The sequence below is a fragment of the Azospirillum largimobile genome (genome assembly GCF_977007025.2).
Genome location: NZ_CDRMUA020000005.1, coordinates 288,953 through 315,942, shown reverse-complemented (window position 1 = coordinate 315,942; position 26,990 = coordinate 288,953). Strand labels below are relative to the sequence as shown.

Annotated in this window: 19 protein-coding genes; 5 read left to right on the top strand and 14 right to left on the bottom strand. The window is 69.4% G+C overall.

Annotation, left to right across the window (positions count from 1 at the left end; genetic code table 11):
• Positions 1 to 4: 4 nt before the first annotated feature.
• The 3 genes from ACWPKK_RS26165 to ACWPKK_RS26155 are packed head-to-tail and all read right to left on the bottom strand — an operon-like array spanning position 5 to position 3,635.
• Positions 5 to 1,252, bottom strand: coding sequence for a class I SAM-dependent methyltransferase (locus tag ACWPKK_RS26165; RefSeq protein WP_452010262.1), 1,248 nt, complete (start codon positions 1,250 to 1,252; stop codon positions 5 to 7).
• Positions 1,249 to 2,244 carry a DUF1365 domain-containing protein gene (locus ACWPKK_RS26160; RefSeq protein WP_452010259.1) on the bottom strand — a complete coding sequence of 332 codons (996 nt, stop codon included), beginning with the start codon at positions 2,242 to 2,244 and terminating at the stop codon, positions 1,249 to 1,251. The genes ACWPKK_RS26165 and ACWPKK_RS26160 overlap by 4 nt, the downstream gene beginning before the upstream one ends.
• Positions 2,244 to 3,635, bottom strand: a complete 1,392-nt coding sequence (locus tag ACWPKK_RS26155) for an NAD(P)/FAD-dependent oxidoreductase (protein ID WP_452010256.1) — start codon at positions 3,633 to 3,635, stop codon at positions 2,244 to 2,246. The genes ACWPKK_RS26160 and ACWPKK_RS26155 overlap by 1 nt, the downstream gene beginning before the upstream one ends.
• Positions 3,636 to 3,850: 215 nt before the next feature.
• Between ACWPKK_RS26155 and ACWPKK_RS26150 the strand changes: the two genes are divergently transcribed.
• Positions 3,851 to 4,513, top strand: a complete 663-nt coding sequence (locus ACWPKK_RS26150) for a sigma-70 family RNA polymerase sigma factor (RefSeq protein WP_452010254.1) — start codon at positions 3,851 to 3,853, stop codon at positions 4,511 to 4,513.
• Positions 4,510 to 5,250 carry a ChrR family anti-sigma-E factor gene (locus tag ACWPKK_RS26145; RefSeq protein WP_452010251.1) on the top strand — a complete coding sequence of 247 codons (741 nt, stop codon included), beginning with the start codon at positions 4,510 to 4,512 and terminating at the stop codon, positions 5,248 to 5,250. The genes ACWPKK_RS26150 and ACWPKK_RS26145 overlap by 4 nt, the downstream gene beginning before the upstream one ends.
• A gap of 108 nt (positions 5,251 to 5,358) precedes the next feature.
• Here ACWPKK_RS26145 and ACWPKK_RS26140 read toward each other — a convergent pair whose 3' ends face one another.
• The 4 genes from ACWPKK_RS26140 to ACWPKK_RS26125 form a co-directional block, all read right to left on the bottom strand.
• The gene (locus ACWPKK_RS26140; protein ID WP_452010249.1) at positions 5,359 to 7,428 is read right to left on the bottom strand and encodes a methyl-accepting chemotaxis protein; all 2,070 of its coding nucleotides are present in this window, start codon (positions 7,426 to 7,428) and stop codon (positions 5,359 to 5,361) included.
• Positions 7,429 to 7,626: 198 nt separating this feature from the next.
• A complete protein-coding gene (locus ACWPKK_RS26135; protein ID WP_452010246.1) occupies positions 7,627 to 11,079 on the bottom strand; it encodes a PAS domain S-box protein in 3,453 nt (1,150 codons plus the stop codon).
• Positions 11,079 to 12,770, bottom strand: coding sequence for a hypothetical protein (locus ACWPKK_RS26130; RefSeq protein WP_452010244.1), 1,692 nt, complete (start codon positions 12,768 to 12,770; stop codon positions 11,079 to 11,081). Before ACWPKK_RS26130 ends, ACWPKK_RS26135 begins: the two co-directional genes overlap by 1 nt.
• A 194-nt stretch (positions 12,771 to 12,964) precedes the next feature.
• Positions 12,965 to 13,681, bottom strand: a complete 717-nt coding sequence (locus tag ACWPKK_RS26125) for a LuxR C-terminal-related transcriptional regulator (RefSeq protein ID WP_452010241.1) — start codon at positions 13,679 to 13,681, stop codon at positions 12,965 to 12,967.
• Positions 13,682 to 13,979: 298 nt separating this feature from the next.
• On the opposite strand from ACWPKK_RS26125, the gene ACWPKK_RS26120 reads away from it, so the two are divergent.
• Together ACWPKK_RS26120 and ACWPKK_RS26115 are read left to right on the top strand one after the other, a co-directional pair.
• Entirely contained in the window at positions 13,980 to 14,438 is a 459-nt protein-coding gene (locus ACWPKK_RS26120) for a response regulator (RefSeq protein WP_452010239.1), read from the top strand.
• Positions 14,435 to 15,496, top strand: a complete 1,062-nt coding sequence (locus ACWPKK_RS26115) for an HD domain-containing phosphohydrolase (RefSeq protein WP_452010237.1) — start codon at positions 14,435 to 14,437, stop codon at positions 15,494 to 15,496. Before ACWPKK_RS26120 ends, ACWPKK_RS26115 begins: the two co-directional genes overlap by 4 nt.
• A gap of 33 nt (positions 15,497 to 15,529) precedes the next feature.
• On the opposite strand, the gene ACWPKK_RS26110 is transcribed toward ACWPKK_RS26115, so the two are convergent.
• From ACWPKK_RS26110 to ACWPKK_RS26080, 7 genes are all read right to left on the bottom strand, one after another.
• Positions 15,530 to 15,958: a hypothetical protein gene (locus ACWPKK_RS26110; RefSeq protein ID WP_324868976.1), complete on the bottom strand. Its 429-nt coding sequence runs from the start codon at positions 15,956 to 15,958 to the stop codon at positions 15,530 to 15,532.
• Positions 15,959 to 16,083: 125 nt separating this feature from the next.
• A complete protein-coding gene (locus ACWPKK_RS26105; RefSeq protein WP_149222966.1) occupies positions 16,084 to 16,479 on the bottom strand; it encodes a hypothetical protein in 396 nt (131 codons plus the stop codon).
• A 219-nt stretch (positions 16,480 to 16,698) separates the two neighbouring features.
• Positions 16,699 to 18,501, bottom strand: coding sequence for a gamma-glutamyltransferase (gene ggt, locus ACWPKK_RS26100; RefSeq protein WP_452010232.1), 1,803 nt, complete (start codon positions 18,499 to 18,501; stop codon positions 16,699 to 16,701).
• Positions 18,502 to 18,709: 208 nt separating this feature from the next.
• Positions 18,710 to 19,033, bottom strand: coding sequence for a YgaP family membrane protein (locus ACWPKK_RS26095; RefSeq protein WP_452010230.1), 324 nt, complete (start codon positions 19,031 to 19,033; stop codon positions 18,710 to 18,712).
• Between the two features lie 99 nt (positions 19,034 to 19,132).
• Positions 19,133 to 21,376, bottom strand: coding sequence for a response regulator (locus ACWPKK_RS26090; RefSeq protein ID WP_452010227.1), 2,244 nt, complete (start codon positions 21,374 to 21,376; stop codon positions 19,133 to 19,135).
• Between the two features lie 144 nt (positions 21,377 to 21,520).
• Positions 21,521 to 22,402 (bottom strand): EamA family transporter, encoded by an 882-nt coding sequence (locus tag ACWPKK_RS26085; RefSeq protein ID WP_452010224.1) that lies wholly within the window; start codon positions 22,400 to 22,402, stop codon positions 21,521 to 21,523.
• Positions 22,403 to 22,695: 293 nt separating this feature from the next.
• Positions 22,696 to 23,337, bottom strand: a complete 642-nt coding sequence (locus ACWPKK_RS26080) for a hypothetical protein (RefSeq protein WP_452010222.1) — start codon at positions 23,335 to 23,337, stop codon at positions 22,696 to 22,698.
• Between the two features lie 134 nt (positions 23,338 to 23,471).
• On the opposite strand from ACWPKK_RS26080, the gene dnaE reads away from it, so the two are divergent.
• Complete coding sequence (gene dnaE / locus ACWPKK_RS26075; protein ID WP_452010220.1) at positions 23,472 to 26,963, top strand: DNA polymerase III subunit alpha; 3,492 nt, start codon at positions 23,472 to 23,474, stop codon at positions 26,961 to 26,963.
• The last annotated feature ends 27 nt before the right edge of the window (positions 26,964 to 26,990 follow it).

Here is a 26,990-nt window from a genome sequence, read left to right as displayed (position 1 = left end):
CCGTTCAGGGCGCCGGTCCGGGCCGGCGGAAGCGCCAGAGCCCGACATCGATGGTGCCGGCGCGGAATCCCGCCTCGCAGTAGGCGAGGTAATAGTCCCACAGCCGGCGGAACCGCGGATCGAAGCCCATGGCGGCGACCCGCGGCGCGGCCTCATGGAAGCGGCGGCGCCACTCGGCGCAGGTGCGGGCATAGGAGGCGCCGAAGGTCTCGACATGCTCCACCACCAGCCCGGCCCGCTCCGCCTCGGCCCGCAGGGCCAATGGGCAGGGCAGCAGCCCGCCGGGGAAGATGTGGCGCTGGATGAAGTCGCAGTTGCGGCGGTAGCGCTGGAAACGGGCATCGTCGATGGTGATCGCCTGCACCACCGCCGCCCCGCCGGGAACCAGCCGGTCGCGCAGGCTGGCGAAATAGCGCGGCCAATGCTCCTCCCCCACCGCCTCGATCATCTCGATGGAGACGATGCGGTCGAAGCTGCCGCCGGCATCGCGATAATCCATCAGACGGAGGTCCACCGTGCCGGCCAGCCCGGCCTCCGCCATGCGGTGGCGGGCGAAGGACAGCTGTTCCGCCGACAGGGTGAGCCCGACGACCGAGGCGCCGCAGCGGCCGGCCAGATGCTCCGCCATGCCGCCCCAGCCGCAGCCGATCTCCAGCACCCGGTCGCCGGGCCGCAGTTGCAGAAGCTCGGCGACGCGGCGGATCTTGGCCTCCTGCGCGTCCTCCAGGGTCTGCCCCTCGTCCTGGTAAAGGGCGGAGGAATAGGTCATGCCGGGGTCGAGCCACAGCCGGTAGAACTCGTTGCCGAGGTCGTAATGGAAGGCGATGTTGCGGCGGCTGCCGTGGCGGGAATTGGCGCGGCTGCGGTGGAACAGCCGGTTGATCGCGGACGCCGCCAGGGTGCCTTTCAGCACGCCTTTCAGCGCCTCCTCGTTGCGGATCGCCAGTTCGATCAGCGCCGGCAGGTCGCCGCTGTGCCATAGCCCGTCGCCATAGGCCTCCGCCATGCCGATCCCGCCGCCCAGCGCCAGCCGCCGCGCCGCCGCCCCGTCGAGCAATGCCAGATCGGCGCTGGGGCCGGTTGTCCCGTCACCGAACCGCATCGTCCGCCCATCCGGCAGGCGCAAGCTCAGCTCGCCGACGCGAATGCGGGCGGCCATCCTCTGCAGCACGCCGGTCCACAGGTCGTGTCCGGTCACCAGCCGCAGCCATCGGGGGTGACGGCGAAGCGCGGGCGCAGCGATGTCGGTCATACGGGAAGGCCTTCTCGGGAACGGTCGGAAGTGGTGGTGCCGGCGACGACGGTCACCGGATGCGCAGGCGCGGGCGGGCGCGGGTGGATCGCCAGCCCCTTGCGCCAGAGATGCAGCGCCTCCCAATGGATGCCGGCGACCACCTTGGCGGTCATCAGCGGGTGCCGGGCCCAGGCGCGCAGGATGGCGCCGTCGGTCAACTCCACCCGCCGCAGGGCGAGCGACGCATGCAGGACCGGCCCGGCTGCATCGGTCTGGCGGATCGAGACGGACAGCGGCTCCCCCTCCTCCCCCACGGGCGGGCGGATGCGGAAGTGATAGGCGGTCTCCATGTCCATGAAGGGCGACACGTAGAACCGCTTGTCGCAGCTCTGGCGCACCAGCCCGTCCGGTCCGGGTTCCGCCGGGATCAGATAGGCGTGGCGCTGGCCGAAGGTGTTGCTGACCTCATGGATGATGGCGGCGAGCGTCCCGTCGGGCCGGTGGCAGAACCAGACGCAGAGCGGGTTGAAGACGAAGCCCAGCACCCGCGGGAAGCACAGCAGCCGCACCGGCCCCCCCGCCTCGATCCCGGCCGCGGCCAGCTGATTTTCCGCCCATTGCTTCAAGCCCCTCTCCCCTTGCGGGAGAGGGGTTGGGGTGAGGGGTTGCAAACCTGGACTTGCACCGGCCTGCGGCCGGCCGCCCCCCTCATCCCAACCCGCGGGTCGGCAAAACGCTGTTGGCGTTTGGCCGATCCTGCCCCGCAAGGGGAGAAGGGCTTCCGGCTGCAAAGGGTTGTTTTCCAGCGGCCCGAAGTCGCGGTCGTGGAAACCGGTCAGGCCGAAGCGGTTGTGGGCGAACAGCCGCAGCGCGCGGTCCAGCCGGGGAAGCTCGTCCAGATCGGCCAGCAGGCTGAACACGCGGTAGGACAGGCGGTGGCGCACCGGCTTTACCCGGTGGTGCATCACCGTGCCGACATAGAGGCCGGAGGCGAAACGCTGCCGCCCCATCACACCGCCTCCAACCGGGCGACGGACGCGGCAGGCGCGGGCGACGGGCCGAGGTGGATGCGGCCGGACTCGTTCGGCACGCTCCAGGGCCGGCGCAGGCCGCCCAACGCCTCGGCCGCCGCCAGCCCCGCCTGCACGCCGTCCTCGTGAAATCCGGCACCGAAATACGAGCCGGCGAACCAGGTGCGCCGCTGCCCCTGAAGGGTCCACAGACGCTTCTGCGCCGCAAGTGCCTCCATCCCGAAGATGGGGTGGTCGTAGAGGACGCTGCGCAGGATGCTGCCCTCGCGCGGCTGATGGGACGGGTTCAACGTGACGAACAGGTCGCGCTCCCGCGGCAGGAAGCCCTGCAGCCGGTTCATCCAGTAGGTGACGCAGACTGCGTCGTCGCCATCGCCATCGCTCTGCCGGCTGAGATAGTTCCAGCTCGACCACACGGCGCGGCGTTTCGGCATCAGGGCGGCGTCGGTGTGGAGGATGGCGAGGTTGCGCTCGTAGCCGAAGGCGCCCAGCAGCCGGCGCTCCCCCTCGCCCGCATCGTCGAGAAGGGCGAGCGCCTGGTCGGCGTGGGTGGCGATCACGACATGGTCATGGGCACGCACGCCGCCGCGGCGGTCGCGCACCAGGACGCGCCCCTCCTCGCGGGTGATCCCCTCCACCGCACAGTTCAGGCGCAGCGCGCCGGGCATGTCCGCCAGCATGCGTTCGACATAGCTGCGGCTCCCGCCCTCCACCGTGCGCCAGACCGGACGGCCCTTGATCTTCAGCAGGCCATGGTTGTCGCAGAAACGGATGAAGGCGGCGGCCGGATGGTCGCGCATCGCCTCGGCCGGGCTCGACCAGATGGCGGCGGCCATCGGCAGCAGGTGGTCGCGGACGAAGGCATCGGAATAGCCGCCGCGGTCCAGGACATCGCCCAGCGTCAGCGTCTCCGCCGCCGGCCCCTCCGACAACTCGGTCAGCAGCCCCGGCGCCTCGCGGTAGAAGCGCAGAAGGTCGGCCAGCATCCGCCAGAAGCGCGGGCGCAGCAGGTTGCGTTTCTGCGCGAACAGCGTCCCCAGCGAGCTGCCGGCATATTCCACCCGCCCGCCGTCGAGCGAGGCCGCGAAGCTCATGTCCGTGGCACGGGTTCGCACGCCCAGCCGGTCGAACAGCGCCACCAGATTGGGATAGCAGGGCTCGTTGTAGACGATGAATCCCGTATCGACCGGACCGGCTCCGTCGGCCTCCACCGTATTGGCATGGCCGCCTGGCCGGTCCTCCTTCTCGTACAGGGTAACGCGGTGCGCCTTCGACAGCAGCCAGGCCGCCGACAGCCCGGCAATGCCGGCGCCGATCACGGCGATGTCGAGCGGGGCGGATGGCGGAAGGGCGGGTTCGGAAAGCGGCATGGCGGACGGCCCTTCTCGGGGTCTTTGTCGTGATCGGGTCCGGACCCTATCCGAAATGGGTAGGTCCGGCGCGAATGATGCAGATACGGCGGTCGGCCGCGGTTGGATCATGCCACGCTGGCGCTTTCCGGCGCTCCGGTCGAGTGGACGAAACGCGCACCGATAAATGTCTCACCGGCGGTGATCCGAAGCGGCAGCGCTGGCGTATCCTGGCCATGATCGCACCGCTGGCCTCACTGCTGTCGCATGCCACCGGCCCGGACCAGACCAGGACCGGGTCAGCCCGGCCGTTCGCTGCCCAGCCATCGCCAGCCCGGTCTCCAGACGATGCGCTGGCGGCACGGCTGTCGGACGATCTGGTCGCGGTGGCCTCCGGCGACCGGGCGGCCTTCGCCCGGCTGTTCGGCCACTTCGCCCCGCGGGTGAAGGCCTACATGCTGAAGCTGGGCATGCCGGCACAGCGGGCGGAGGATCTGGCGCAGGACACCATGCTGTCGGTGTGGCGGAAGGCGTCGCTCTACGACCCGGCGAAGGCGGAGGCGGCGACCTGGGTCTTCACCATCGCGCGCAACCTGCGCATCGACGCGCTTCGCCGCGAACGCCACCCGGAGGTGTCGGACGACGAGTTGCTGGAGCATGAGGACGACCGCCCACGCGCCGACGAACTGCTGGACGGCGACCGCCGCGCCAGCCGCCTGCGCGGCGCGCTGGCCGCGCTGACGCCGGAACAGGCGGAGGTGGTGCAGCTGTCCTTCTTCGCCGACCTCGCCCACCCGGCCATCGCCGAACGGCTGGACGTGCCGCTGGGCACAGTGAAATCGCGCCTGCGTCTGGCCATGGTCAAGATCCGCAAGGCGCTGGGAGACGACGACCGATGACAGCGCGACAAGCCACCGCCGCCCAGGCCCTCCTGCCGAACCACCACCCCAGCGACGCCCTGCTGGTGGCCTATGGCGCCGGCAGCCTCGCAGAGGGGCTGTCGCTGGCGGTCGCCGTCCATCTCGCCCACTGCCCCGACTGCCGCGCCGCCATGGCGGAGGTGGAGGCGCTGGGCGGCGCCCTGCTGGAGGAACTGCCGCCCGCTCCGCTGGAAACCCTGTCGCTGTCCGCCACGCTGGCCCGCCTGGATCTGGAGGAGGCCCCCGCCAACCCCTGCAAGGCCGGACGGGCCGGCCCGCTGTGGGGCAGCCGCCGGCCGGCCGGTCCGGTGCCACGATGCGGCCCGGCTCTTCCCGCGCCGCTGCGGCCCTATGTGCCCCGGGCGACCGACCTGGACGGGCTGACATGGCAGCGTCTGGCACCCGGCGTCCGGCGGGTGGAACTGATGCCGCGCAGCGCGGCGGGCGGTGCCGCCCAGCTTCTGCGCATCGCCCCGGGAACCGCCCTGCCCCACCACGGCCATGGCGGGCTGGAACTGACCGTTGTGCTGAGCGGCCATTTCGCCGACGAGCTCGGCCGCTACGGTCCCGGCGATCTGGCCGAGGCGGACGGCGATACCGACCACCAGCCCATAGCCGACAGCCACCGCGACTGCATCTGCCTGATCGCGACCGACGCGCCGCTGCGCTTCACCGGGCTGATGGGACGGCTGATGCAGCCGTTCATCGGGCTTTAGATCGGATCGCGTAAAATCGGAATCGATTTGGAGCGTGAATCCGATCGCCAAACATAAAGCTACGGTGTCGCGCGTTTCACATTGAACGCACGACACTGTAGCGTACCGTCACGCCACCACTTCCAACGGAGTCAGCCCGCGGGTCAGCCGTTCGACCTCGCGCTCGAAGGCGACCTGGTCGGCGTCCGACAGGTCGAACTTCACATGCAGGCGGCCCTGCTCGCTTGATTTGATGCGGGCGGCGAGCGGCCGGGCGACGCCGTCGATGCGCAGGACCAGCGGCGCGCCGGCCGGCCGGTCGGGAGCGCCGGTCAGCATGGCGCCGCCCGACGACAGGTTGGCGACGGTGGCGCGGATCGGTGGCGCGCCGGCGCCCTCGACCGTGCAGTCGATCGACACGGCGAAGCGCGGAAGCTGGCGGCGGTCGACGTCGGTGGTGGCGGTGCGGACGACCCGGATCAGCACGTTGCGCAGGGCATCGATGCCGCCGGCCACGTCGACGGCGACGGTCCGCACCTCGCCGGCCCGGTCCTGGGTGGAGCTCGCCTCGGCGGAGACCCGCCCGATGCGCAGCGACACCTCCTTCGCGGCCTCGCTGGTCTGGCCGACGGAGCGGGCGATCTCGTGGGTCGCCGCCGCCTGTTCCTCCACCGCCGCGGCGATGGAGGAGGAGATGCCGGCCACCTCGTCGATGGTCTCCGACACCTCGCCGACCGCGCCGACGGCCGACGCCGTCACCGCCTCCACCTCCGCGATCAGCGAGCCGATCTCCTCGGTGGAGCGCGCGGTCTGGCTGGCGAGGTTCTTCACCTCGTTGGCGACGACGGCGAAGCCGCGCCCGGCATCGCCGGCCCGCGCAGCCTCGATGGTGGCGTTGAGCGCCAGAAGGTTGGTCTGGCTGGCGATGTCGCCGATCAGCCGGGCGACGGCGCCGATGCGTTCCACCGAGACCGACAGCCGTTCGATGGTGGAGCGGGCGAGGCCGGCACGATCCACCGCCCGGCCGGTGATCTCGGTGGCGGTGGACACCTGCATCCCGATGTCGGCGATGGCGGCCGACAGTTCCTCCGTCGCGGCGGCGACGGCTTCGGCGTTGCTCAACGCCTGCTGGGCAGCGGCCGCGACGGTCTGGGCATTGTCGCTGACCTGCACCGCCGATTCCGCCATCGCGCCGGCGTTGGTGCTCATGCGGGTGGTACGCTCCGCCACATGGTCGACGGCGACGCGGGTCTCCTGCTCCACCTTTTCTGCCATCGCCTCCAGCGCATGGCGCCGATCCTCCTCGCCACGGCGGCGGGTCTCCTCCTGCTCGGCACGCAGCCGGGCGTTCTCCTGCGCGCTCTGCTGGAAGACCCGGACGGTGTCGGCCATGTGGCCGATCTCGTCCCGGCGTTCCGTCAATCCGATCTCCACATCCAGCGTGCCGCCGGCAAGCGTCACCATGGCGCGCCGCAGCCGCTCCATCGGCCGGATCATCGCCACCTCCAGGAACACCACGCAGGCGGACGCCATCAGCAGGATGGCCAGACCGGCGCCGATCAGCGTCAAGCGCAGCCCGTCCGCCGTCGCCCGCACCTCCTCGATGCCGGCGGTCAGCTCCGTCAACCGGTCGGAACTGACGGCGACCACGCTGGCGCCCAGCGCCTCCAGGCTGGCGCCCATCGCCTCGGCGACGCTGTCGAACTGTCCCATCATCGGATTGCCGGCCGCCGGCCCGCCGGCGACATAGGCCTTCGCCATGCGCTGGCCCGTCTCATAGAACGGACCGAAGGCGGTGCGGGTCCTCTCGATCTCGGCGACCACCTGCGGAAGCTTCAGCTCGCGCGCCAGATCGGCGGCTCTGGCGGTGTGCTCCCCGAAGCGGCGGGCGAAATCGGCCGCCTTCGCCCCGCCGTCGTCCAGACCGTCCAGACCGCGCGTGGCCGACAGGTCGGTCAGCCATTGCTGGGTCTGCACCACGTCGTGCCGAATCTCCGCCACCAGCGACACGAGGGGTATGATCCGGCCGACCACGTCGCCGGTTTCACGCTGGACAGCGGACAGATGCTCGGTCTGCCGTCCCATGTCGCGCATGGTGAGGACCGAGGACAAGCCGACCGCGGCGAACACGAACACCGCGACAGCCACAACCTTCGCCCGGATTGAAACGACGTGGAGAATGTTGCCGGCAGCGACCATGATCAGGCACTTCGCACGTTAAGAGTACAAATGATTTACGCCATTCGACGCATAAGCACTCTAAACCGTTTCGCCACCTTCGTCACGGCAAACAGTCTAGATCGGGCGAGACTCGGGCTGAACTGCAGGAAATACTCTTGAGTTCTTTGATTTTCGCTTTTGAGCAACAAAAATTCTAACTACTGAATTTCTATTGCTTCAAACCAATTCGCTTCGACTTTCAGGGCTTGCCACAGGCTGCAGGCGCGACGTCAGCACCTCCTTGGTGGCGGCGGCGACCTCCCCAAGCGCCTCGTACAGCGGGTCGTCGGGCGGGCAGGTGCCGGACGACTGCAGCCGTTGTTCCATCAGCGAGGCCAGACGGCTCAAGCGCACGGCGCCGATGTTGGCCGCCGTCCCCTTCAGCGTGTGGGCGATGCGAGGGAGATGGGCCGGGGAATTGCCGGGCGCATCTTCCGCACCGCCCTGCCCGGCCAGCCGGTTGGCTTCCCGGATCGCCGCGATGCTGTCGTCCACCGTCTGCCGGAAGGCGCTCACCGTCCTCGCCCAAGTCTCTTCGCCGATCACCGCACGCAGGGACTCCGCCTGCCCGGCGTCGAGAAGCGGTGCGGACCGCCACAGTTCGGCATCCGCCGAAGCCGGAGCCGGCGATGGGCCCGCCGGCGCGGAGACGGTCTCCCTCGCCCTTGCGTCCGAAGAGGACTGCCGGGGACGGGCGGCGCCCGTGCCGGATGGCTCCTCCGTCCGGGATGCCGACACGCTGCCCAGTATCTCGAACAGGTCGGCCGATACGATGGGCTTGGTCAGGTAGGCGGTCATGCCTGCGGCGAGATACTCGGCGCGGTGGCCCGGCATGACGTTGCCGGTCAGCGCCACGATGGGCAGGCGGGATGCCGGACCCGGCATGGCACGGATGTGGCGGGTGGCGGTGACGCCGTCCATCACCGGCATCTGCACGTCCATCAGGACCAGATCGAACCGATCCTCCTCCACCAGCCGCACGGCCTGCAGCCCGTCCTCCACCGCCGTCACCCGGTGGCCGGCGCGGCGCAGCATGGTGACGACGATGTCGCGGTTGATCTCGTTGTCCTCGGCCACCAGCACGCGCAGGCCGCCGGCTTCTTCCGTCCCCCGCCCGCCCGGCAGCGCCGGTTCCGGGGCGCAAGGCGCGGTCGGGACGCCGTCGCACGGGTCGGCGGCGGGTTCGCAGCGCACGGTGAACCAGAAGGTGCTGCCCTTGCCCTCGGCACTGGCGACGCCGATCCGCCCGCCCATCAGCGTCACCAGTTCGCGGCTGATCGCCAGCCCCAGCCCGGTTCCGCCGAAGCGCCGGGTGGTGGAGCTGTCGCCTTGGGTAAAGCGGCGGAAAAGGGTCGGCTGCACGTCCTCCGGAATGCCGATGCCGGTGTCGGCCACCTCGAACCGCAGGAAGAAGGGACGGCCCGGCACGGCCTCCCCCTCCAGCCCGACCCGCACGGCGACGCCGCCGCGCTGGGTGAATTTCAGCGCGTTGCCGACCAGATTGACCAGCACCTGCCGGATGCGCCGCAGGTCGGCGCGCACGCGGTCCGGCACCGCCGGAGCCACCTCCCGCGTCAGGATCAGGCCGCGTCCGCCGGCCGTCGGTTCCAGCAGGTCGATGCAGTCGCGCATCACGACGCGCAGTTCGAAATCCGCCGGCTCCACCTCCGCCTTGCCGGCCTCGAGCTTGGACAGGTCGAGGATGTCGTCGATGATCTGCAGCAGCGCCTTGCCCGACCGGTTGGCGACGTCCAGCAACTGGCGCTGCTCCTCGTCCAGGTTGGGGCCGTCCACCAGGGCGAGCGCGCCGAGGACGCCGTTCATCGGCGTGCGGATCTCGTGGCTCATGGTGGCGAGGAACTCGCCCTTGGCGCGGTTGGCCTGATCGGCGGCCTCCTTGGCGCGGCGCAGGCTGGCCTCGATCTCGCGCTGGGCGGTGACGTCGCGGAGCGCGCCGGTGACATAGCGGCGGTCTCCTTCCCGCCAGCCGGCCAGCGACGCCTCCAACGGGAACTCGCTGCCGTCCTTGCGCCGCCCGGTCAGCTCCTGCACCTCCGACCGCGGGGTGTCGCCGCCGCCGTCGCGATAGGTGGCCAGCAGCCCGTCGTGGACCGCCCCGACCGCGGCCGGCATCAGCCGGGTCATCGGCCCCCCCACCACCTCCGCCGCCCGATAGCCGAACAGCCGCTCCGCCGCCCGGTTGAAGGCGTCGACGGTGCCGTGTTCGTCGATGGTGACGATCGGCTGGCCGACCGCCTCGAACATGGCGCGGTAGCGCGCCTCGCTCGAGGCAAGCCGGTTGGCGGCCGTCTCCCGCTCGGTGATGTCGGTGGCGGAGCCGCGATAGCCGCGGAAGTCACCGCGCCGGTCGAAGATCGGCCGGCCGCTGACGCTGAAGTAACGCGGCCCGGCCGCCGTCATCACCCGGTAGCGGAAGTTCCGGAACGGTTCCCGCCGCTCCATGACGCGGCGATGCTCCTCCCACTTGGCGCCATCCCCCGGCTCGCGCAGGGCGATATCCTCCCGCCGCAGCCCGATGGGCAGAGAACCGTTGGCGATGTGCGGGACCAGCGGACCGGCCAGACCGGAAAAGCGCAGATCCGCATCCATCTCCCAGAACCAGTCGGAAGCCGTCTCCGCCTGGTCGCGGAACCGCTCTTCGTTCTGGGCGAGGCGCCGGGCGAGCGCGGTGAGCCGCGCCGTCTGCCGCGTCGCCAGCAGCGCAAGCCCGAACAGGCCGAAGCTGCAGACGGTCGCCCCCAGCAGGTAGATCCGCTGCCGCCGCCGGGTATCGGCCATGAAGGACGCCTCGTCGAAGGCGGCGGTGACGATCAGCGGATAAGCCGACAGGGTGCGGTAGGATTGCAGGCGCAGAATGCCGTCGATCACGCTGGCGGTGCGCAGGAAGCCGGTGGGCTGGCGGCGCGCCATGGCCAGCGTCGCCGAATCGCTCACATCGCGGCCGATGATGCGGTCGTTCATCAGGGAACGGGCGCGCAGGATGCCGTCCGTGCCGATGATCGCCACGGCACCGTTCGGACCGACGTCCAGCTCCTCCAGCGAGCGGCTGAAATAGAAGGGATCCATCGACGCGACCAGCACGCCGGCAAAGCTGCCGTCCGTGCGGTCGATGCGGCGTGTCAGCTGGATCGACCATTTGCCGGACGCCCGGCCGAACACCGGCTTTCCGATGAACAGGCCGGTCTTGGGATTGTTGGCGTGGACGCGGAAATGCTCGCGGTCGGCTAGATGGACGCGGGCGGGGGCATCCTCCACGCTGGTGTAGGTGAGGTCGCCATGTTCGTCGATGATCGCGAGCTGGACCAGGATGCCCGACCGATCCACCGCCTGCCGCAGCATCCGCGACACGCCATGGCTCCAGACATCGCCATGCTCGCGGAAATCGTCGATCATGAACAGAAGGATCTGGTCGGCCTCGGCGATGGTTCTGTTCGCCTGCTCGGCCACGACGCGGGCAAGATTGCCGCCGTCGCGCTCGGCCCGCTCCATGGCCTCCGCATCGTCGTAATGGACCAGCATCAGGGATGCCGCCCATAGCCCGGCGGCGATCACCAGGGTCGCCGCCCAGACGGCCGCGATGAAGCCATGCTGCTGAAGCCGCTCCCCCATCAGCTGCGCTCTCCGCCGGTCCGGGCTCCGTTCGGCCCCCCCGCGGCGAGCGCCGCCACCCCACGCGCAAGCCGCGGCAGGTCCACCGGCGTCGGCAGCACGAGGTCGGCAGGCCCGGCAGGTCCGCACGGGGCGTCCCCGCCGTAGAGCACGCAGGGCAGATCACCGCGCAATTCCTTGAGGCGTCCAGCCAGCGCCAAGCCCGCGGGCAGCGCGCTCAAGCCCGGCCCGATCACCACCGCATCGAAAAAGCCGGGCTCCTCGGCGACCACGTCCACCGCGTCGCGCAGATCGTCGCAGACGGACACCTCGAAGCCCTGCCGTTCCAGACCGGTCTGGAACCGGTCGCCCGACGCCGGGTCAGCCTCCACCACCAGAACCTGGAGCACCGGAGCCTTGCGCTGCTGCGATGGGAGAGCGGGGGCTGCCGGCGCGGGCACCGGCCGGGGGGGTGAAACGGCGGGAATGTAGAGGCGGATGGCCGTGCCTTCGACAGGATGGGTCAGCAGGCTGAGACCGCCATCGTGGCGCCGCGCCGTCGAAAGGGCCGTCGGCCAGTCGGCATCCTCCCGCGCCGGCTGGCCGCGCCGGTAGCGCGTGCGGACGGCCAGCAGCGGGTCGACCAGGGCGAACAGGAGGTCGTCGGCCAGCGGCGCACCGTTGACGCGCAGCTCAAACAGGGTGTGCGGGCCTTCCCGCGGCTGCAGGAGCTGGCGCACATGCCAGCCGGCGCCCGCCGCGTCCTCGCCCTCACCGGAGTCCTGGTCTCCGCCGGCAGCCTCCCTGTGGGAACCTCCGCATGGCACGGCGCCAGGGACACCGGAAGAGCCGGCCCGCAGGCAGAACCGCAAATCGGAGCCTGAGCCGGTCGCCAGCACGATCTCCGCCGCCAGTCCGGCCAGCGTCCGCGCCAGCAGCCCGGCATCGCAGAGGGGGTCGGGCGTGGCGGGGTCGTGCCGGACCGCCAAGCTGGCCGGCGTCGCCGACGCGGTGCGCAGAAGGGCCGCGGCCTCGTCCAGCACGCTGGCCGCCCGCTGCTGGACGACGGCGGCCGGCTCCATCCTCGCCGCCATCACCAGACGGCGGAATCCCGGACGTGCGCGTTGGACCGCGTTCAGAATTCTCTCGGCATAGTCGGCCTCGGACGAGTCGGCCGGCAGGTCGGCGGCGAGGAAATCGGCATAACCGGCCACGGCACCCAGCGCGTTGTTGATGTCGTGAACGATGGTGCAGGCCAGTTCGGCACGGGCGTCCATCGCCGCCATCTGCTGGGCGCGCAGCTGGGCCGACATCCGGCGCCGCACCTCGTGCAGCGCCTCTTCCAACGCGGCGATCCGGGCGGCGTCCGCGGCGCTTCTCGCACCTCCGCCCCCTTGCTCGGCCGACGGGGACGCGGCGTGCGGCGTGGTAGGTGCTTGGCGTTGCGGCTCCGGTCCCGCGGGCCGGCGGTGCGCGGCCCAGGCACGGAAAAGCGCCAGCCCGGCTGCCGCGCCGGTGCCGGCGGCAATCAAGGGAAGCGCCCAGGGGGCAGCACCGCCCAGCGGGTCGAGCACGGGCAGGAGCAGCACCGCCGAACCCGCCAGAGCGGCCAATGCCGGCGCCGCGACGGCATTGCCGGAGGCATCCCGGCCGGCAGGAGCAGGGGCCGGCGGGACGGCCGGCCGTGGCAGGGAATGGTCGGATGGGCTCATCGGCGACTCGGGAGTGCGGCCATTTGCGATTACGCCCCCGCCTTGCGGCGGACCTGACAGCGGACGGGGCAGGAAAGGCGACCGGATGGAGAAGGACTATACCAGAAGGGTCGGGGTCGCGCTGCTGGGACCAGCCCTATGCGTCACCCTGGCCGCCACCGCCCCAAAGGCGCCTCCAGCGACGGCCCCGCCGGTCAGGGCGACGCCTCGTCCAGGCTGCGCGACAGCAGCCCCGCCTGCTGGGCCCGGCGGACGGCGTCGGTACGGTTGCGCGCACCCAGCTTGCGCAGGATGCGGCGGGTGTGCAGCTTGACCGTCACCTCCTGCAGGCTCAGATGGCGGCCGATCTCCTTGTTGGTCGCACCGGTGGCGAGCATGGACAGCACCTGCTGTTCCCGGTCGGTCAGGGGGGACGACAGCGCTCCCTCCGGCACGGGATCGTCGGCCTCCTCCGCCTCGTCGATGTCGAGCGACAGGTCGGTCATGTGCATCAGGTCGAGCGCCACGCATTTCGGCACGAAGCTGCCGCCTTCCGCCACCAGCCGCAGGGCCTGCGCCAGGACGCGGCGCGGCGTGGTCTTCGGCAGATAGGCTTCGGCACCGCAGCGCAGCACCTCCAGCGCGGTCAGCGGATCCTCCGCCCCCGTCACCACGGCGACCGGCCCCTGAATCCCGGCTTGGCGCAGCACGCTGACCGGGTTGCTTCCCTCGGCACCCGGCATGCGCCAGTCCAGCACGATCAGGTCGTAGCGGAGAGCCACGGCAGGCGCGCCGTCGGAAAGCTGCCGCACCGCCGGCAGTTCCAGCAGCGAACCGATGCAGCCAACCTCGGCATCCGGCCAGGCCTGCCGGACCGACAGCTCAAGCGCATCCCGGAACAGGGGATGGTCGTCTGCCACCAAGATCTTCATCAAACAGCCTCCGCCACCCTCGGCTCCCGCCCGACTCTTTATATCAGCATTCCCCCTTATGCCGGTCGAAATCTTAAGTTTTCGTGGCTTCGGTATATTTCACGTCGGTCACATTGGAACATGCTTCAGTGAAGCCACTCCTTGCCGCGCGCGGGATAATATCCCCACTATCCCATTTCCTGATCCTGCTATCCCAGACTCAACCGCCGCGGAGGGTCGCATCCGGTTATGGTGAAGGCTCAGCGATCCTATCCAGCGCAGCCCGCCAGCATCAAGGCGGACGACGGAAGCGGCGACCATGGACATGACCCTTTACGAGTTGCGGGCGCATCCCGCTTCCTCCCCCGCGACCGCCGCCGACCCAAAGCCCGGCACCATCCTGCTGGTCGATGACGATCCCGACTTCCGCGGCATGACCCGCATCGCCTTCACACGTGCCGGCTACGCCGTCCATGAGGCCGAGAACGGCAACGCCGCCCTGGCAATCCTGGCCGGCCAGACCGTCGATCTGGTCGTGACCGACATCATCATGCCCGAGGCCGACGGATACGAGGTGATCCTGCGGCTGAAGGAACAACCATCGCGCCCGCCATTGATCGCGGTCACCGGCGGCAGCCTGCGGCTGCGCATGGAGCTGCCGGGAATGGCCCGCCTGCTGGGGGCCGACGCGGCGTTCGAAAAGCCGGTCGACCTGTCGGCCCTGCTGGCGGAAGCCGGCCGGCTGATCGCCGCCCGCAAGGGGGACGCCACCGGATGAACATCCTTATCGTCGACGACGACCGCACCAACCTGTTCATCATGGGCGCCATCGTCCGCCGTCTGGACGATGCCGAGCCGATCGCCATGGAAAGCCCGCTGGACGCCATGGAGTGGCTGCGCGGGAACGAGCCGGACCTGATCCTGCTGGACCAGATGATGCCGGACATGGACGGCATGGATCTGCTGCGCCACATCCGCGAGGATTCGCGGCTGGACAATGTTCCGGTGGTGATGATCACCGCCAACACGGCGGTGGACGTCCGGGTGCGGGCGCTGGACGAGGGTTGCAGCGATTTCCTGACCAAGCCGATCGTGGTGCCGGAGGTGCAGGCCCGCCTGCGCAACCTGCTGGCCCTGCGCCAGAGCCGCGCCCTGCTGCGCGACCGCGCCGCCCTGCTGGCCGACGAGGTGGAGCGGGTGACCGCCGCCCTCCAGCGCCAGGGGGAGGAGCTGGTCAACCGCCTGTCGCGCGCGTCCGAATACCGCGACCCCGAAACCGGCGCCCATATCGAGCGGATGGCGCTCTATTCGCGCCTCATCGCCGAAGCGGCGGGCTGCGGCGGCGCCTATGCCCAGGAATTGCAGAAGGCGGCGCCGATGCACGACATCGGGAAGATCGGCATCGCCGACATGATCCTGCTGAAGCCGGGGCGGCTGACGCCGGAGGAGATGACGGTGATGCGCCAGCACGCCGCCATCGGCCATCGCATCCTGGCGAACAGCGACATCCCGCTGCTGCGTCTGGCGGCGGAGATCGCGCTCAGCCATCACGAGAAGTTCGACGGCAGCGGCTATCCCAACGGTCTGGCCGGCACCGCCATCCCGCTGTCCGGCCGCATCGTCGCCATCGCCGACGTGTTCGACGCCCTCACCTCCACCCGGCCCTATAAACGGTCGTGGACGCTGGAGGAGGCGCGCAGCTTCATGATCGAGCAGCGCGGCCGCCACTTCGACCCCGCCCTGCTCGACGCCTTCCTGTCGCGCTGGGACGAGGTCTGTACCATTCACCGCGAGAATGCCGACGACCTGCCGGAGATCGTGCCGGAGGATGCGTGACCCCCGGCGGAAGCCTTGGTCGACGATGCGCCCCTAATTGACGATGCGCCAAGTGCCGTCGGGCTGCAGGCAGGCGGTGCCGTAGACCGGCTGCGACCGGCCGCCGACCATGGCGCGGCTCTGGTATTCGCGGCACTGCTGGCCACTGCGCGAGTAATAGGCCGGACCGGCCGGATCGACGCCGATGGCGGCCGGAGGCGGGGTGTAATACTGCACCACCGGAGGCGGGGGGGCATAGACCACCGGCGGCGGCGCGTAATACTGCACCACCGGCGGGGGCGGCGCGTAGTAGCGGTGGGGCTGGTAATAGCCGTAACCCGGGAAGAACGGCCCGAAGCCGATGCCGACCGACACCGACGTGCGCGCCTGCGCCGGTCCAGGAACCACGGCCACCGCAGCGGCAGCCGCGGTCGCCAGCATCACAGCACCCAGGGCGAGCGCCCTCCGCACCGTCTTCATCATGTGTCTCCCGGTCGCGACCCCCGGCGGCCCCGCCGCCGACATGCCCGACAGGGCATCATACACCGACCCCGCGGCGCATCACAGGGGCTGCGCGCGGAAGGCCGTATGCGGTCGGATCGGATCGCTCAGATGTCGAGCGGCAGGTTGTCGGGGTCGAAGCCCAGCTGCTCCACGATGGCGCGGGCGAGCGGGATGCTGGTCTCGAACCGCCATTCGGCCGTGCCAGGACGGTATTCCGACACATTGGGACGGCCGTTGGCGAAGCGGCGCGGGTGCAGCTCGTACCAATAGATGTCGCCGAGCGCGACGCCCTGTTCCTTCGCATAGGCTTCGGCAATGCCCGGCCAATCGTTCACGGCCGGCTGGGGCGACCCGGCCGCCTTGGCGATGTCGGTCTGTTCCAGGAAGGCGACGATGCGCTTCCCCTCGCGTTCGAAATCTGCGACCCGGATGGTGACGGGCTGCTTTCCTTCACGCTGATAGGTCCACTCGCGGTTCTTTTCGACCAAGGCCTTGTCCACGGCAAATGCTCCGGTTCACTCCTGCAAAGGCTAACCGACCGGCCCGCCTTAAGCCAACTGTTCCGTTGCCTTATCCGAACGAGCCCGAGCCCTCGCGACCCCGTGCCCCCCGGCACGGCGGATCAAAGGTTACCAAAGCACGACGCTTTTTCTTTGTACACGGGAATTGTAACGCCCGGCCTGCGCCGGGCGTCCATTCTGCCGTCCGCCCCCCTCTCGTCAGTATCCCAGCGTCATGCCGTCGGGGTTGCGCGGGTCGGAATAGCCGTACAGCCCGTCCTCGCGCAGCTGGATGGTCTGGGTGCGGCCCATCGTCGGCTTCACCGCGACCTTGTGGCCCATCTGCTCCAGCAGGCGGACGGTGTCGGGGCTCAGGCCCTTCTCCACCCGCAGCTCGTCGGGGGTCCACTGGTGATGAACGCGCGGCAGGGCGGCGGCCTCGGCCGGGTTCATGCCGAAGTCGATGTGGTCGATCACCGTTTCCATGGTGGTGGTGATGATGCGGCTGCCGCCGGGGCTGCCGGTGACCAGCCAGGGCTTGCCGTCCTTCAGCACGATGGTCGGCGACATGGAGCTGAGCGGCCGCTTGAAAGGCTGAATGGCGTTGGCGTCGCCGCCGATCAGCCCGAAGGCGTTGGGCACGCCCGGCTTGGCCGAGAAGTCGTCCATCTCGTTGTTCAGCAGGATGCCGGTGCCCGCGGCGACGATGCCGCTGCCGAAATTGAGGTTCAGCGTGTAGGTGGTGCTGACCACGTTGCCCCGGCTGTCCGCCACCGAGTAATGGGTGGTCTGGTCGCTCTCGTAGGGGGCCGGCTTGCCGGGCTTGATGCTGCTGGCCGGGGTCGCCTTTTCCGGATCGATCTTCGCCGCCAACTCGTCGGCATATTTGCGCGAGGTCAGGCCCTTCACCGGCACCTTGGTGAAGTCGGGATCGCCCAGATATTCGGAGCGGTCGGCATAGGCGAGCTTCATGGACTCAGCCATCAGATGGATCGACCGGGCACTGGCCGGGCCGTACTCCTTCAGCGGCCAGCGTTCCAGCATGTTCAGCATCTGGATGATGTGCGTCCCGCCGGAGCTGGGCGGCGGCATCGACTTCACCGTATAGCCGCGATAGCTGCCGCTGACCGGCTCGCGCTCCACCACCTTGTAGGCCTTCAGGTCCTCCTTGGTGATGGCGCCGCCATGTTTGGCCATCTCCGCCGCGATCTTCTCGGCGATCTCCCCCTCGTAGAAGGCCTTCGGCCCCTGTCGGGCGATCATCTCCAGCGAGTTGGCGAGGTCGGCGTTGACCAGCGTCTCCCCGGCGGTCACCGGGCGGTCGCCCTTGAAGAAGACTGCGCGGGTGGCGTCCCATTTGGCCAGGTGGTCGCGTTCGACCTCCAGCAGGCCGGCAAGCTGCGGGGTGACGGTGTGGCCCTCGCGCGCCAGCCTGATCGCCGGGGCCAGCACGTCGGCCAGCGTCATCGTGCCGTATTTCTCCAGCGCGTGGGCAAGCCCGGCGACCGTGCCGGGAATGCCCACCGCCAGATGGGTGTAGAGCGAGCGGTCCGGGACCACCTTGCCCTGCGCGTCCAGATACATGTCGCGGAAGGCCTTGGCCGGCGCCATCTCGCGGAAGTCGATGGCGACGTCCTTCCCGCTGGCCGCGTCATGGACGATCATGAATCCGCCGCCGCCGACATTGCCGGCGTTGGGCAGAACCACCGCCAGCGCGAAGCCGACGGCGACCGCCGCGTCGACCGCGTTCCCGCCGCGCTTGAGGATATCGACGCCGATCTCCGTCGCCAGCCTGTGCTCCGAGGCCACCATCCCGTTCTGCGAACGGACGGGATAGAAAATGTCGTAGCCGACGTCGTAGCGGACCGATGCCGGGGCCGAGGTGGCGGCGGGGGCGGCTGCCGGAGCCTGTTGGGGAGCCTTCTGGGCAAGGACCGGAGCCGGCAGGACCAGGGCCGAGCCGACGCAGAGCGCAGCCACCGCCGCGATGGAGGAACGGGACCGTAAAGCGGGAAACCACATGCGGTGAATCTCCTGAGCGGGACGACAGGTCGGGGGCTGCAACCCGGGTCCCGCAGGATGTCACACCCGCGGCGCCCGGTCTTCACCCCGTCGCTGGTCTGCCCAACAATTCACCATCAGGGTTAATGGCGTCGCTCATTCCCGTGAATGGACTGTGACGGCCGGTGAATGGATTGCGACGCGGTTCAGGGCGCGGCCGCCGTTGCCGTCAGTAGGTCTCCGCCATCCGCGACCGGCTCATGCTGCCGGAACCGGAATCGTAGGAGCCGTGGGAGCCATGATGGCCCAGCGCGCCCTGGTGGTCGCCGGAAAGACGCTCCTTCACCGGGCAGTGGCCGCTCATGCCGCGGGCGACCAGGGCGGCCCCGACCAGCCCCATGATGGCGCCGGGAATGCTGGCGCCCTTGCGCAGGCCGCCCGCCGCGACGGCAAGGCCGAGACCGGTCGAGACGATGCGCTCACCCATGCCCATGTTGGTGTGGCCTTCGAAGACGCTGTCATAGGCATGGCGGATCGAGGATTGGGCGTTCATGGCTGCTCCGGAGGACATTGGGGGTGGGATGCCCCTTCCAACGCGGTACATCCCCGTCTGTTCCCTCCCCTGCCGTCGCCGTGAGGCCCCGGCGGGCGTTCAATCCTCGGCCGCCGCCATGTGGCGGATGGAGCGGGCCAGCCGCGACGGTTCCACCGGCTTGGACAGCACGGTCAGCGCCACTTCCTGGGCTGCGGCGGTGGTGGTCAGATCCTGGGCATAGCCGGTGACCATCAGGATCGGCGTGGCGTCCTGCCGGGCGCGCAGGGCGCGGGCCATGTCCAGACCGGTCATTCCCGGCATCATGTGGTCGGTGACGATCACGTCCGGCCGGAAGCCGTGGTCGAGCAGGGACAGCGCCGCCGCCGCGTCGGCCGCCTCCCGCACCGAGAAGCCGGCCTGCGCCAGATATTCGGCGGTGGCGGTGCGCACCAGTTCCTCGTCATCCACCAGAAGGACGGCGCAGCCGCCCCCGGCAGCGACATCGCCCCCGCTGCCGATTACGTTCGCCGCGGTTTCCCCCGCTCCCGCTCCCCCGGCCGGCGCGGCGGCCGGTTCCGTGAGGGCGCGCGGCAGGTAGAGCGTCACCGTGGTGCCCCGCCCCGGCCGGCTGTCCAGTTCCACCCCGCCGCCCGACTGGGTCGCCAGCCCATGCACCATGCTGAGCCCCAGCCCGGTGCCGCGCCCGACCTCCTTGGTGGTGAAGAAGGGTTCGAAGGCGCGGGCGGCGACCTCGGCCGGCATGCCGGTGCCGGTGTCGCACACCTTCAGCACCACATAGTCCCCGGCAGAGAGGTTGGGCACCGCATCGGCGGCGACCGTCCGGTTGGCGGCCGTGATCCACAGCATGCCGCCGCCGGGCATGGCGTCGCGGGCGTTCAGTGCGAGATTCAGCAGGGCCATTTCCAGCTGGGTCGGGTCGATCATCGCCGGCCAGAGGCCGGGCGCGACCTCCACCTCGATCCGCACCGACTGGCCCAGCGTGCGGCCGAGCAGGCGGCTGACCCGCTCCACCAGCCCGGCGACGTCGACCGGCATCGGCCGAAGCTGCTGCCGGCGCGAGAAGGCCAGCAGATGCTGGGTCAGGGTGGCGCCCCGCTCCACCGCCTGCAGGGCCAGACGGGCCGGGCCGGTGATGCGCTCGTCGTCGCTTCGGCTGTCGATGACATGCAGGTTGATGCCGATGGCCTGGAGCAGGTTGTTGAAATCATGGGCGACGCCGCCGGTCAGCTGGCCGATTGCCTCCATCTTCTGGCTCTGGCGCAGGGCGTGCTCCGCCTGTTCGCGTCCCTCCACCGCAAGGCGGGCGGCGTCCATCGCCTGCGTCGCCGCCTCGTAGGCGCTGAACTGGCGGGCCAGCGCCCATAAGGACAGCAGCAGCGCGGCGACGCCGATGGTGCCGGCGGCCCCGATGGTCCAGGCCTGGATGCGCCACTCGCTCAGCACCGCCTCCAGCTTGCGGGTGACGTTGACGACCAGCGGATAATCGGCCAGCGCCCGCGTCGCCACCATCCGCGGTCCGTCATTCAACCCGACTGGGGCGAGATAGACGCCCGACCGGGCCTTCTGCAGCACCTCCAGGAAGAGGCGCTGGCCCAGCGGTCGGCCGATGTCGGGCAGGAACGGATAGCGGGCCAGCAGGATGCCGTCGCGCCGCCACAGGCTGATGCTTCCGTCGCCGTCGGGCTGCAGCGCCTTGTACAGCCGTTCAAAATAGCTGAGCTCGATGGCGCCCAGCACGAGGCCGACGAAGGTGCCGTCCGGCCCGCTGATGCGGCGGGCCAGATAGATGGTCCAGCTGCCGTTGCCGCGGTTCTGCACCGGTTCGCTGATGAAGGGCTCCGCGGTGTCGTGGTCGCGCAGATAGGCGAAGTAATCGCGGTCGGCCACGTTGACCGGCGGAATCGGGTAATAGCGCGAGAAATTGATCAGGTGCCCGTCGGCCGCGATCATCGTCACCGCGTCCAGCTGCGGCAGGCCGGAGATCCGCGCCCGCAGCATCTGGTAGGTGTCGCGCCCGCCCATCCGGCGGACATAGTCGCCGGGCGTGGCGATCCCCTCCGACTTCATCTGGTCGATGATGGTGGTCAGGACCAGATCGACGCTCTGCATCGCGCGGGTCGTCTGTTCGGCCAGCGACAGGTTCAGGGTCGACAGCTCGCGCTCCGCCCCCTCCATCTCGCGCTCGTGCATGCTGCCGATATAGTGGACCGTCGCCGCCAGCAGGACGGCGACCGACAGCCCGCCGATCAGCAGAAGGAGGCGAAGCGGCCGGCTGGCGCGCAGATGGGCCAGCCACTGCCCGATCGGGGACTTCGGCAGCCCGCCGTCCGGTCGCGCCATCCTGTCGGAAGAGATCAAGGCACGCCTATGGTGTAGTGTCTAACTTATCGACTGGAATGATCCGGACGCCGTACCGTCCCGTCAAGACCGTCAAGGCTAATAGGACCTTGACGGCCGCAACCGCCAAACCGGCAAGCCGCCGGATCAGGCCCGCGCCCGCATGGGTCCCGGCAGCTTCAGCACCGACAGGGCAAGGCCGGCGAAGACCAGCAGCCCGCCGGCCAGCTTGGCCGCGGTGAAGGTCTCACCCAGAAGGAGCGCGCTGGAACTCATGCCGAAGATGGGCACGAGCAGCGAGAAGGGGGCGACGAGGCTGGCCGGATAATGCCGCATCAGGAAGCCCCAGGCGGCGAAGCCGAACAGCGTCGCCCCCGCCGCGATGTAAACCAGCGAGCCGACGCCGACGATCGTCAGGGTGGTGAAGGCGTGGACAATGCGCTCCGGCCCCTCCAGCGCCAGCGACATCGCCAGCAGCGGCAACGGCGGGATCAGGCTGACCCAGACCATCAGGCTGAACAGGTCGGGCGCCTTGGCCTGCTTCATTACGATGTTCGACACGCCCCAGGCCGCCGCCGCCGCCAGCGTCAGGGCAAGGCCGAGCAGCGAGTCGCCCGCCGGCATCTCCAGCGCGATCAAGCCGACTCCGGCAAAGGCGACGACCATGCCGGCGATCTGCCGCGGCCCAGGCCGGTCGCCCAGCACCAGGGCGGCGAAGATTGCGGTGAAGAAGGCCTGCGCCTGCAAAACCAGCGAGGCGAGCCCGGCCGGCATGCCGACGTCGATTCCCAGGAACAGCAGCGGAAACTTCACCACGCCCAGCATCACGCCGATTCCGATCACGAATTTCCAGGGCACCGGCGGCCCCTTGGCCCAGCCCAGCACCAGGATCGGCAGCGCCGCCAGCGCGAAACGCAGGCAGGAGAAGAGCAGCGGCGGGAAATCGCGCAATCCGACCTTGATCGCGACGAAGTTGAAGCCCCAGACGGCGGCGACCGCCACCGCGAGCAAAATGTGGGAAGCACGCATGATCGGCAAGCTAAACGGGCGCCGCCGGGCCGGTCAATCGGAGGTTGGACGCTACCGCCTGGGCTGAGCCGATGGGCCGCTCAGCCGACTCCCAGCCGGAAAGCCCTTCTCCCCTTGCGGGAGAAGGGTTGGGATGAGGGGTACAGACGGCTACAGGCCGTTGGAAATCCTGGATTTGCGTCCCCTCACCCCAACCCCTCTCCCGCAAGGGGAGAGGGGCTTTTGCCGCCCTCTCCGCTCGGATGGTGTCGCGGTGAGGCGCGCGGCGCGCGGGTCTGACCTGCGCGGTCCCGTCACGGATCGGCATGCAGAATTCGGCATTCGTCCGACGCGTTGATCGCCCAGGACGACCCCGCCAGCACCATCGTGCCGATATCGCCCAGGCCGCTGCTGCGGAAGCTGACCCGGCGGGCGCGGGCCAGCGGCTCCAGATCCTCCAGGAAGCTCTTGGTCGGGATGGCGACATAGAGGCTGCCGTTGGGCAGGCCGCGGGCGCTCAGCGACATCCGCGATCCCTGGTCCAGGCTGGCCGCCAGATCGTAACGCTCGCCGGGCTTCACCGCCGCTCCGCTGTCCGAAGGGGCGAAGCCCGACAGGATGAAACCCGATTCGGTCGAGGCGGTGCGGAAGGTCAGGCGCGGAGCGGCGTCCTGGCCGATCGCAATCCCGCGCTCCGCGACGCAGAAGGCCTTGCCGCCGGGGGGCGTGTGGATGGTGACGGTCCAGCCCTTGCCGGCGCTGAAGGGCTTGGCCGGTCCGTCCGGCAACCCGGCGGCGGGCGGCGGCGGGGCCGGAGGAGGCGGCACCGTCTCGCAGGCGGCAAGCGCCAGCACGAGGCCGGTCAGCAGGGCCAAAGGCGTCGCCGCCCGGACGGCGCGGCGGCTCATGAAGGCCGGCCGCAGTCGGACGACGGGTGCAAGGTGCGGCCGATCCATCGCGGCGTCCTCCCCATCCCTGAACGTGATGCGGCGATCTGCATACCACGTTCGCATGCATCCGGCGACCGTCGCGGCGACCGCCCCGCCTGTGCTAGAACCGGGGGCCCTGTCGCAGCAAGCCCCCGGTTGCCATGCCCCACGCCGACTTCATCCACCTGCGCGTCCATTCCGCCTATTCGCTGTCGGAAGGCGCCATCAAGGTGAAGGAACTGGTCAAGCTCTGCCTCAAGCAGCAGATGCCGGCCGTCGCGGTCACCGACACCGGCAACCTGTTCGGCGCGCTGGAATTCGCGCTGGCGGCCTCGGATGCCGGCGTGCAGCCGATCATCGGCACCGTTCTGGGCATCACCCGCGTCGGCCCGGCCCAGACGAAACCCGGCCTGCCCGGCAAGGCGGCGGCGACCCCCGACCAGCTCGTCCTGCTCTGCCAGAACGAGGAGGGCTACCGCAACCTGACGGCTCTGGTGTCCAAGGCCTTCCTCGAATCGGACCCGCTGGCCGGCCCGCAGGTGACGCTGGACGCGCTGGAGGGCCGGTCCGCCGGGCTGATCGCGCTGACCGGCGGCCCCGGCGGCTCCATCGGCCGGCTGCTGCATGAGGGGCAGAAGGATCTGGCGCTCGACGTTCTGGAACGGCTGAAGCGGCTGTTCCCCGGCCGCCTCTATGTCGAGCTGCAGCGGCACGAAGGCGGGCGCGGCCATTTCGCCACCATCGAGAACGCCATCGAGCCGGCGCTGATCGACCTCGCCTACAAGCACGACCTGCCGCTGGTCGCCACCAACGATTGCTATTTCGCCACCGCCGACATGTACGAGGCGCACGACGCGCTGCTCTGCATCGCCGAGGGCGCCTATCTCAGCCAGGAGGACCGCCGCCGCCTGACCCCTGACCATCGCTTCAAGTCGGCGGAGGAGATGCGGCTGCTGTTCGCCGACCTGCCGGAGGCGGTGGACAACACGGTCGCCATCGCCCGGCGCTGCTCCTTCCTGCTAAAGCCGATCAAGCCGATCCTGCCCCCCTTCGCCTGCGAAGGCGGCCGGACCGAGGACGACGAGCTGCGCGCCCAGTCGCGCGCCGGCCTGGAGATGCGGCTGGAAAAGGTCGTCTTCACGCCGGAGATGACGCCGGAACAGCGCGAGGAGACCCGCAAGACCTATTTCGAGCGGCTGGAGTTCGAGCTGGACGTCATCGTCAAGATGAAGTTCCCCGGCTACTTCCTGATCGTGTCGGACTTCATCAAATGGGCGAAGAACCACGACATTCCCGTCGGGCCGGGCCGCGGGTCGGGCGCCGGCTCCGTCGTCGCCTGGGCGCTGACCATCACCGATTTGGACCCGCTGCGCTTCGGCTTGCTATTCGAGCGCTTCCTGAACCCCGAACGCGTGTCGATGCCCGACTTCGACATCGACTTCTGCCAGGACCGCCGCGAAGAGGTCATCCGCTACGTCCAGAACAAGTACGGTTACGACCGCGTCGCCCAGATCATCACCTTCGGTAAGCTGCAGGCGCGCGCCGTGCTGCGCGACGTCGGCCGCGTCCTGCAGATGCCCTACGGGCAGGTCGACAAGATCTGCAAGATGGTGCCGAACAACCCGGCCAACCCGGTGACGCTGCAGCAGGCGCTGGACAGCGAGGAGATGCTGCGGCAGGCGCGCGACAGCGACGACACCGTGCGCCACCTGGTCGACATCGCGCTGAAGCTGGAGGGTCTCTTCCGCCACGCCTCGACCCATGCCGCCGGCGTGGTGATCGGCGACCGGCCCTTGCAGGAACTGGTGCCGCTCTACCGAGACCCGCGCTCGGATATGCCGGTCACCCAGTTCAACATGAAGTATGTCGAACAGGCCGGTCTGGTGAAGTTCGACTTCCTCGGCCTGAAGACGCTGACCGTGCTGAAGACGGCGGTCGACCTGATCCCCGAGAAGCCGGACCTGACCACCGTCCCGCTGGACGACGAGAAGAGCTACCAGTTGCTCAGCCGGGCGGAGGCGACCGGCGTGTTCCAGCTGGAAAGCTCGGGCATGCGCGACGTGCTGCGCCGGCTGAAGCCGAACCGGTTGGAGGACATCATCGCGCTGGTGTCGCTCTATCGTCCCGGCCCGATGGACAACATCCCGAAATACATCCGGGTGAAGAACGGCGAGGAAAAAGCCGACTACATGCATGACAGCCTGGAAGGCATCCTGAAGGAGACCTTCGGGATCATGATCTACCAGGAACAGGTCATGCAGATCGCCCAGGTGCTGTCCGGCTATTCGCTGGGCGGCGCCGATCTTCTGCGCCGCGCCATGGGCAAGAAGATCAAGGAGGAGATGGACAACCAGCGCAAGATCTTCTGCGACGGCGCGGAGGCGCGCGGCGTGAAGGCGGAGCTGGCCAGCCTGATCTTCGACCAGGTCATGAAGTTCGCCGGCTACGGCTTCAACAAATCCCACGCCGCCGCCTACGCCCTGGTCGCCTATCACACGGCGTACCTGAAGGCGAACCACCCGGTGGAGTTCATGGCGGCGTCGATGACGCTCGACCTCGGCAACACCGACAAGCTGAACGTCTTCCGGCAGGAATTGGCCCGGCTGCGCGTCAAGCTGCTGACGCCGGACATCAACCGGTCCGACTCCATCTTCGGGGTGGAGCAGCTGCCCGACGGGACCAAGGCGGTGCGCTACGCGCTGGCCGCCGTGAAGGGCGTCGGCCTGCCCGCCATGAAGGCGGTGGTGGAGGAGCGGCGGAAGAACGGCCCGTTCAAGAGCCTGTTCGACTTCGCCCGCCGCCTGGACCTGAAGACCATCAACAAGCGCCAGCTTGAGAATCTCGCCTGTGCCGGCGCCTTCGACGGGCTGAACCCCAACCGCGCCCAGGTCCATGCGGCACTTGAGACCATCATCCGCTATGCCCAGGCGGAGGCGGCGGAGCGCGACAGCGGCATCGGCAACCTGTTTGGCGGTGGGGGCGGCGGCCTGCCCGAACCCGACCTGCCCAAGGTCAAGGATTGGGAGCCGCTGGAAAAGCTGAAGCACGAGTTCGGCGCCATCGGCTTCTACCTGTCGGCCCACCCGCTGGACGCCTATTCCGGCCCGCTCGGCCGCATGAAGGTGGTGCGCTCCGCCGAGTTGCAGACCGCCATCGCGAAGGGCGGCTCCACCCGCTACAAGATGGCGGGCATCGTCGTCTCGAAGAAGGAGAAGACCGCCAAGTCCGGCAACCGCTTCGCCTTCGTCGAACTGTCGGACGCCACCGGCGGCTATGAGGTGACGCTGTTCTCCGAGGTGCTGGCCGCCAACCGCGACCTGCTGGAGCCCGGCCGCCCGGTGCTGATGACGGTGGACGCCCAGTTGAACGGCGAAGAGGTCCGCCTGACCTGCCAGGAGATCAAGCCGCTGGAGGAGGCCGTCGCCTCGGTCAGCGCCGGCTTGCGCGTGGTGCTGCGCGATCCCACGCCGATCGAGCATCTGCGCGCCACGCTGGACCGGCTGTCGCGCGGCAAGAGCCGGATCAACGTGCTGGTGGAGATCGACCCGCTGAAGGAGGTCGAGATCGAACTGCCCGGCAGCTACACCATCACCGCACAAAGCCGCTCGGCCCTGAAAGCCGTGCCGGGCGTGGTCGAAGTGGCGGAATTGTAAGGAGGTTCGACGCGGCCGGCGGGGCAC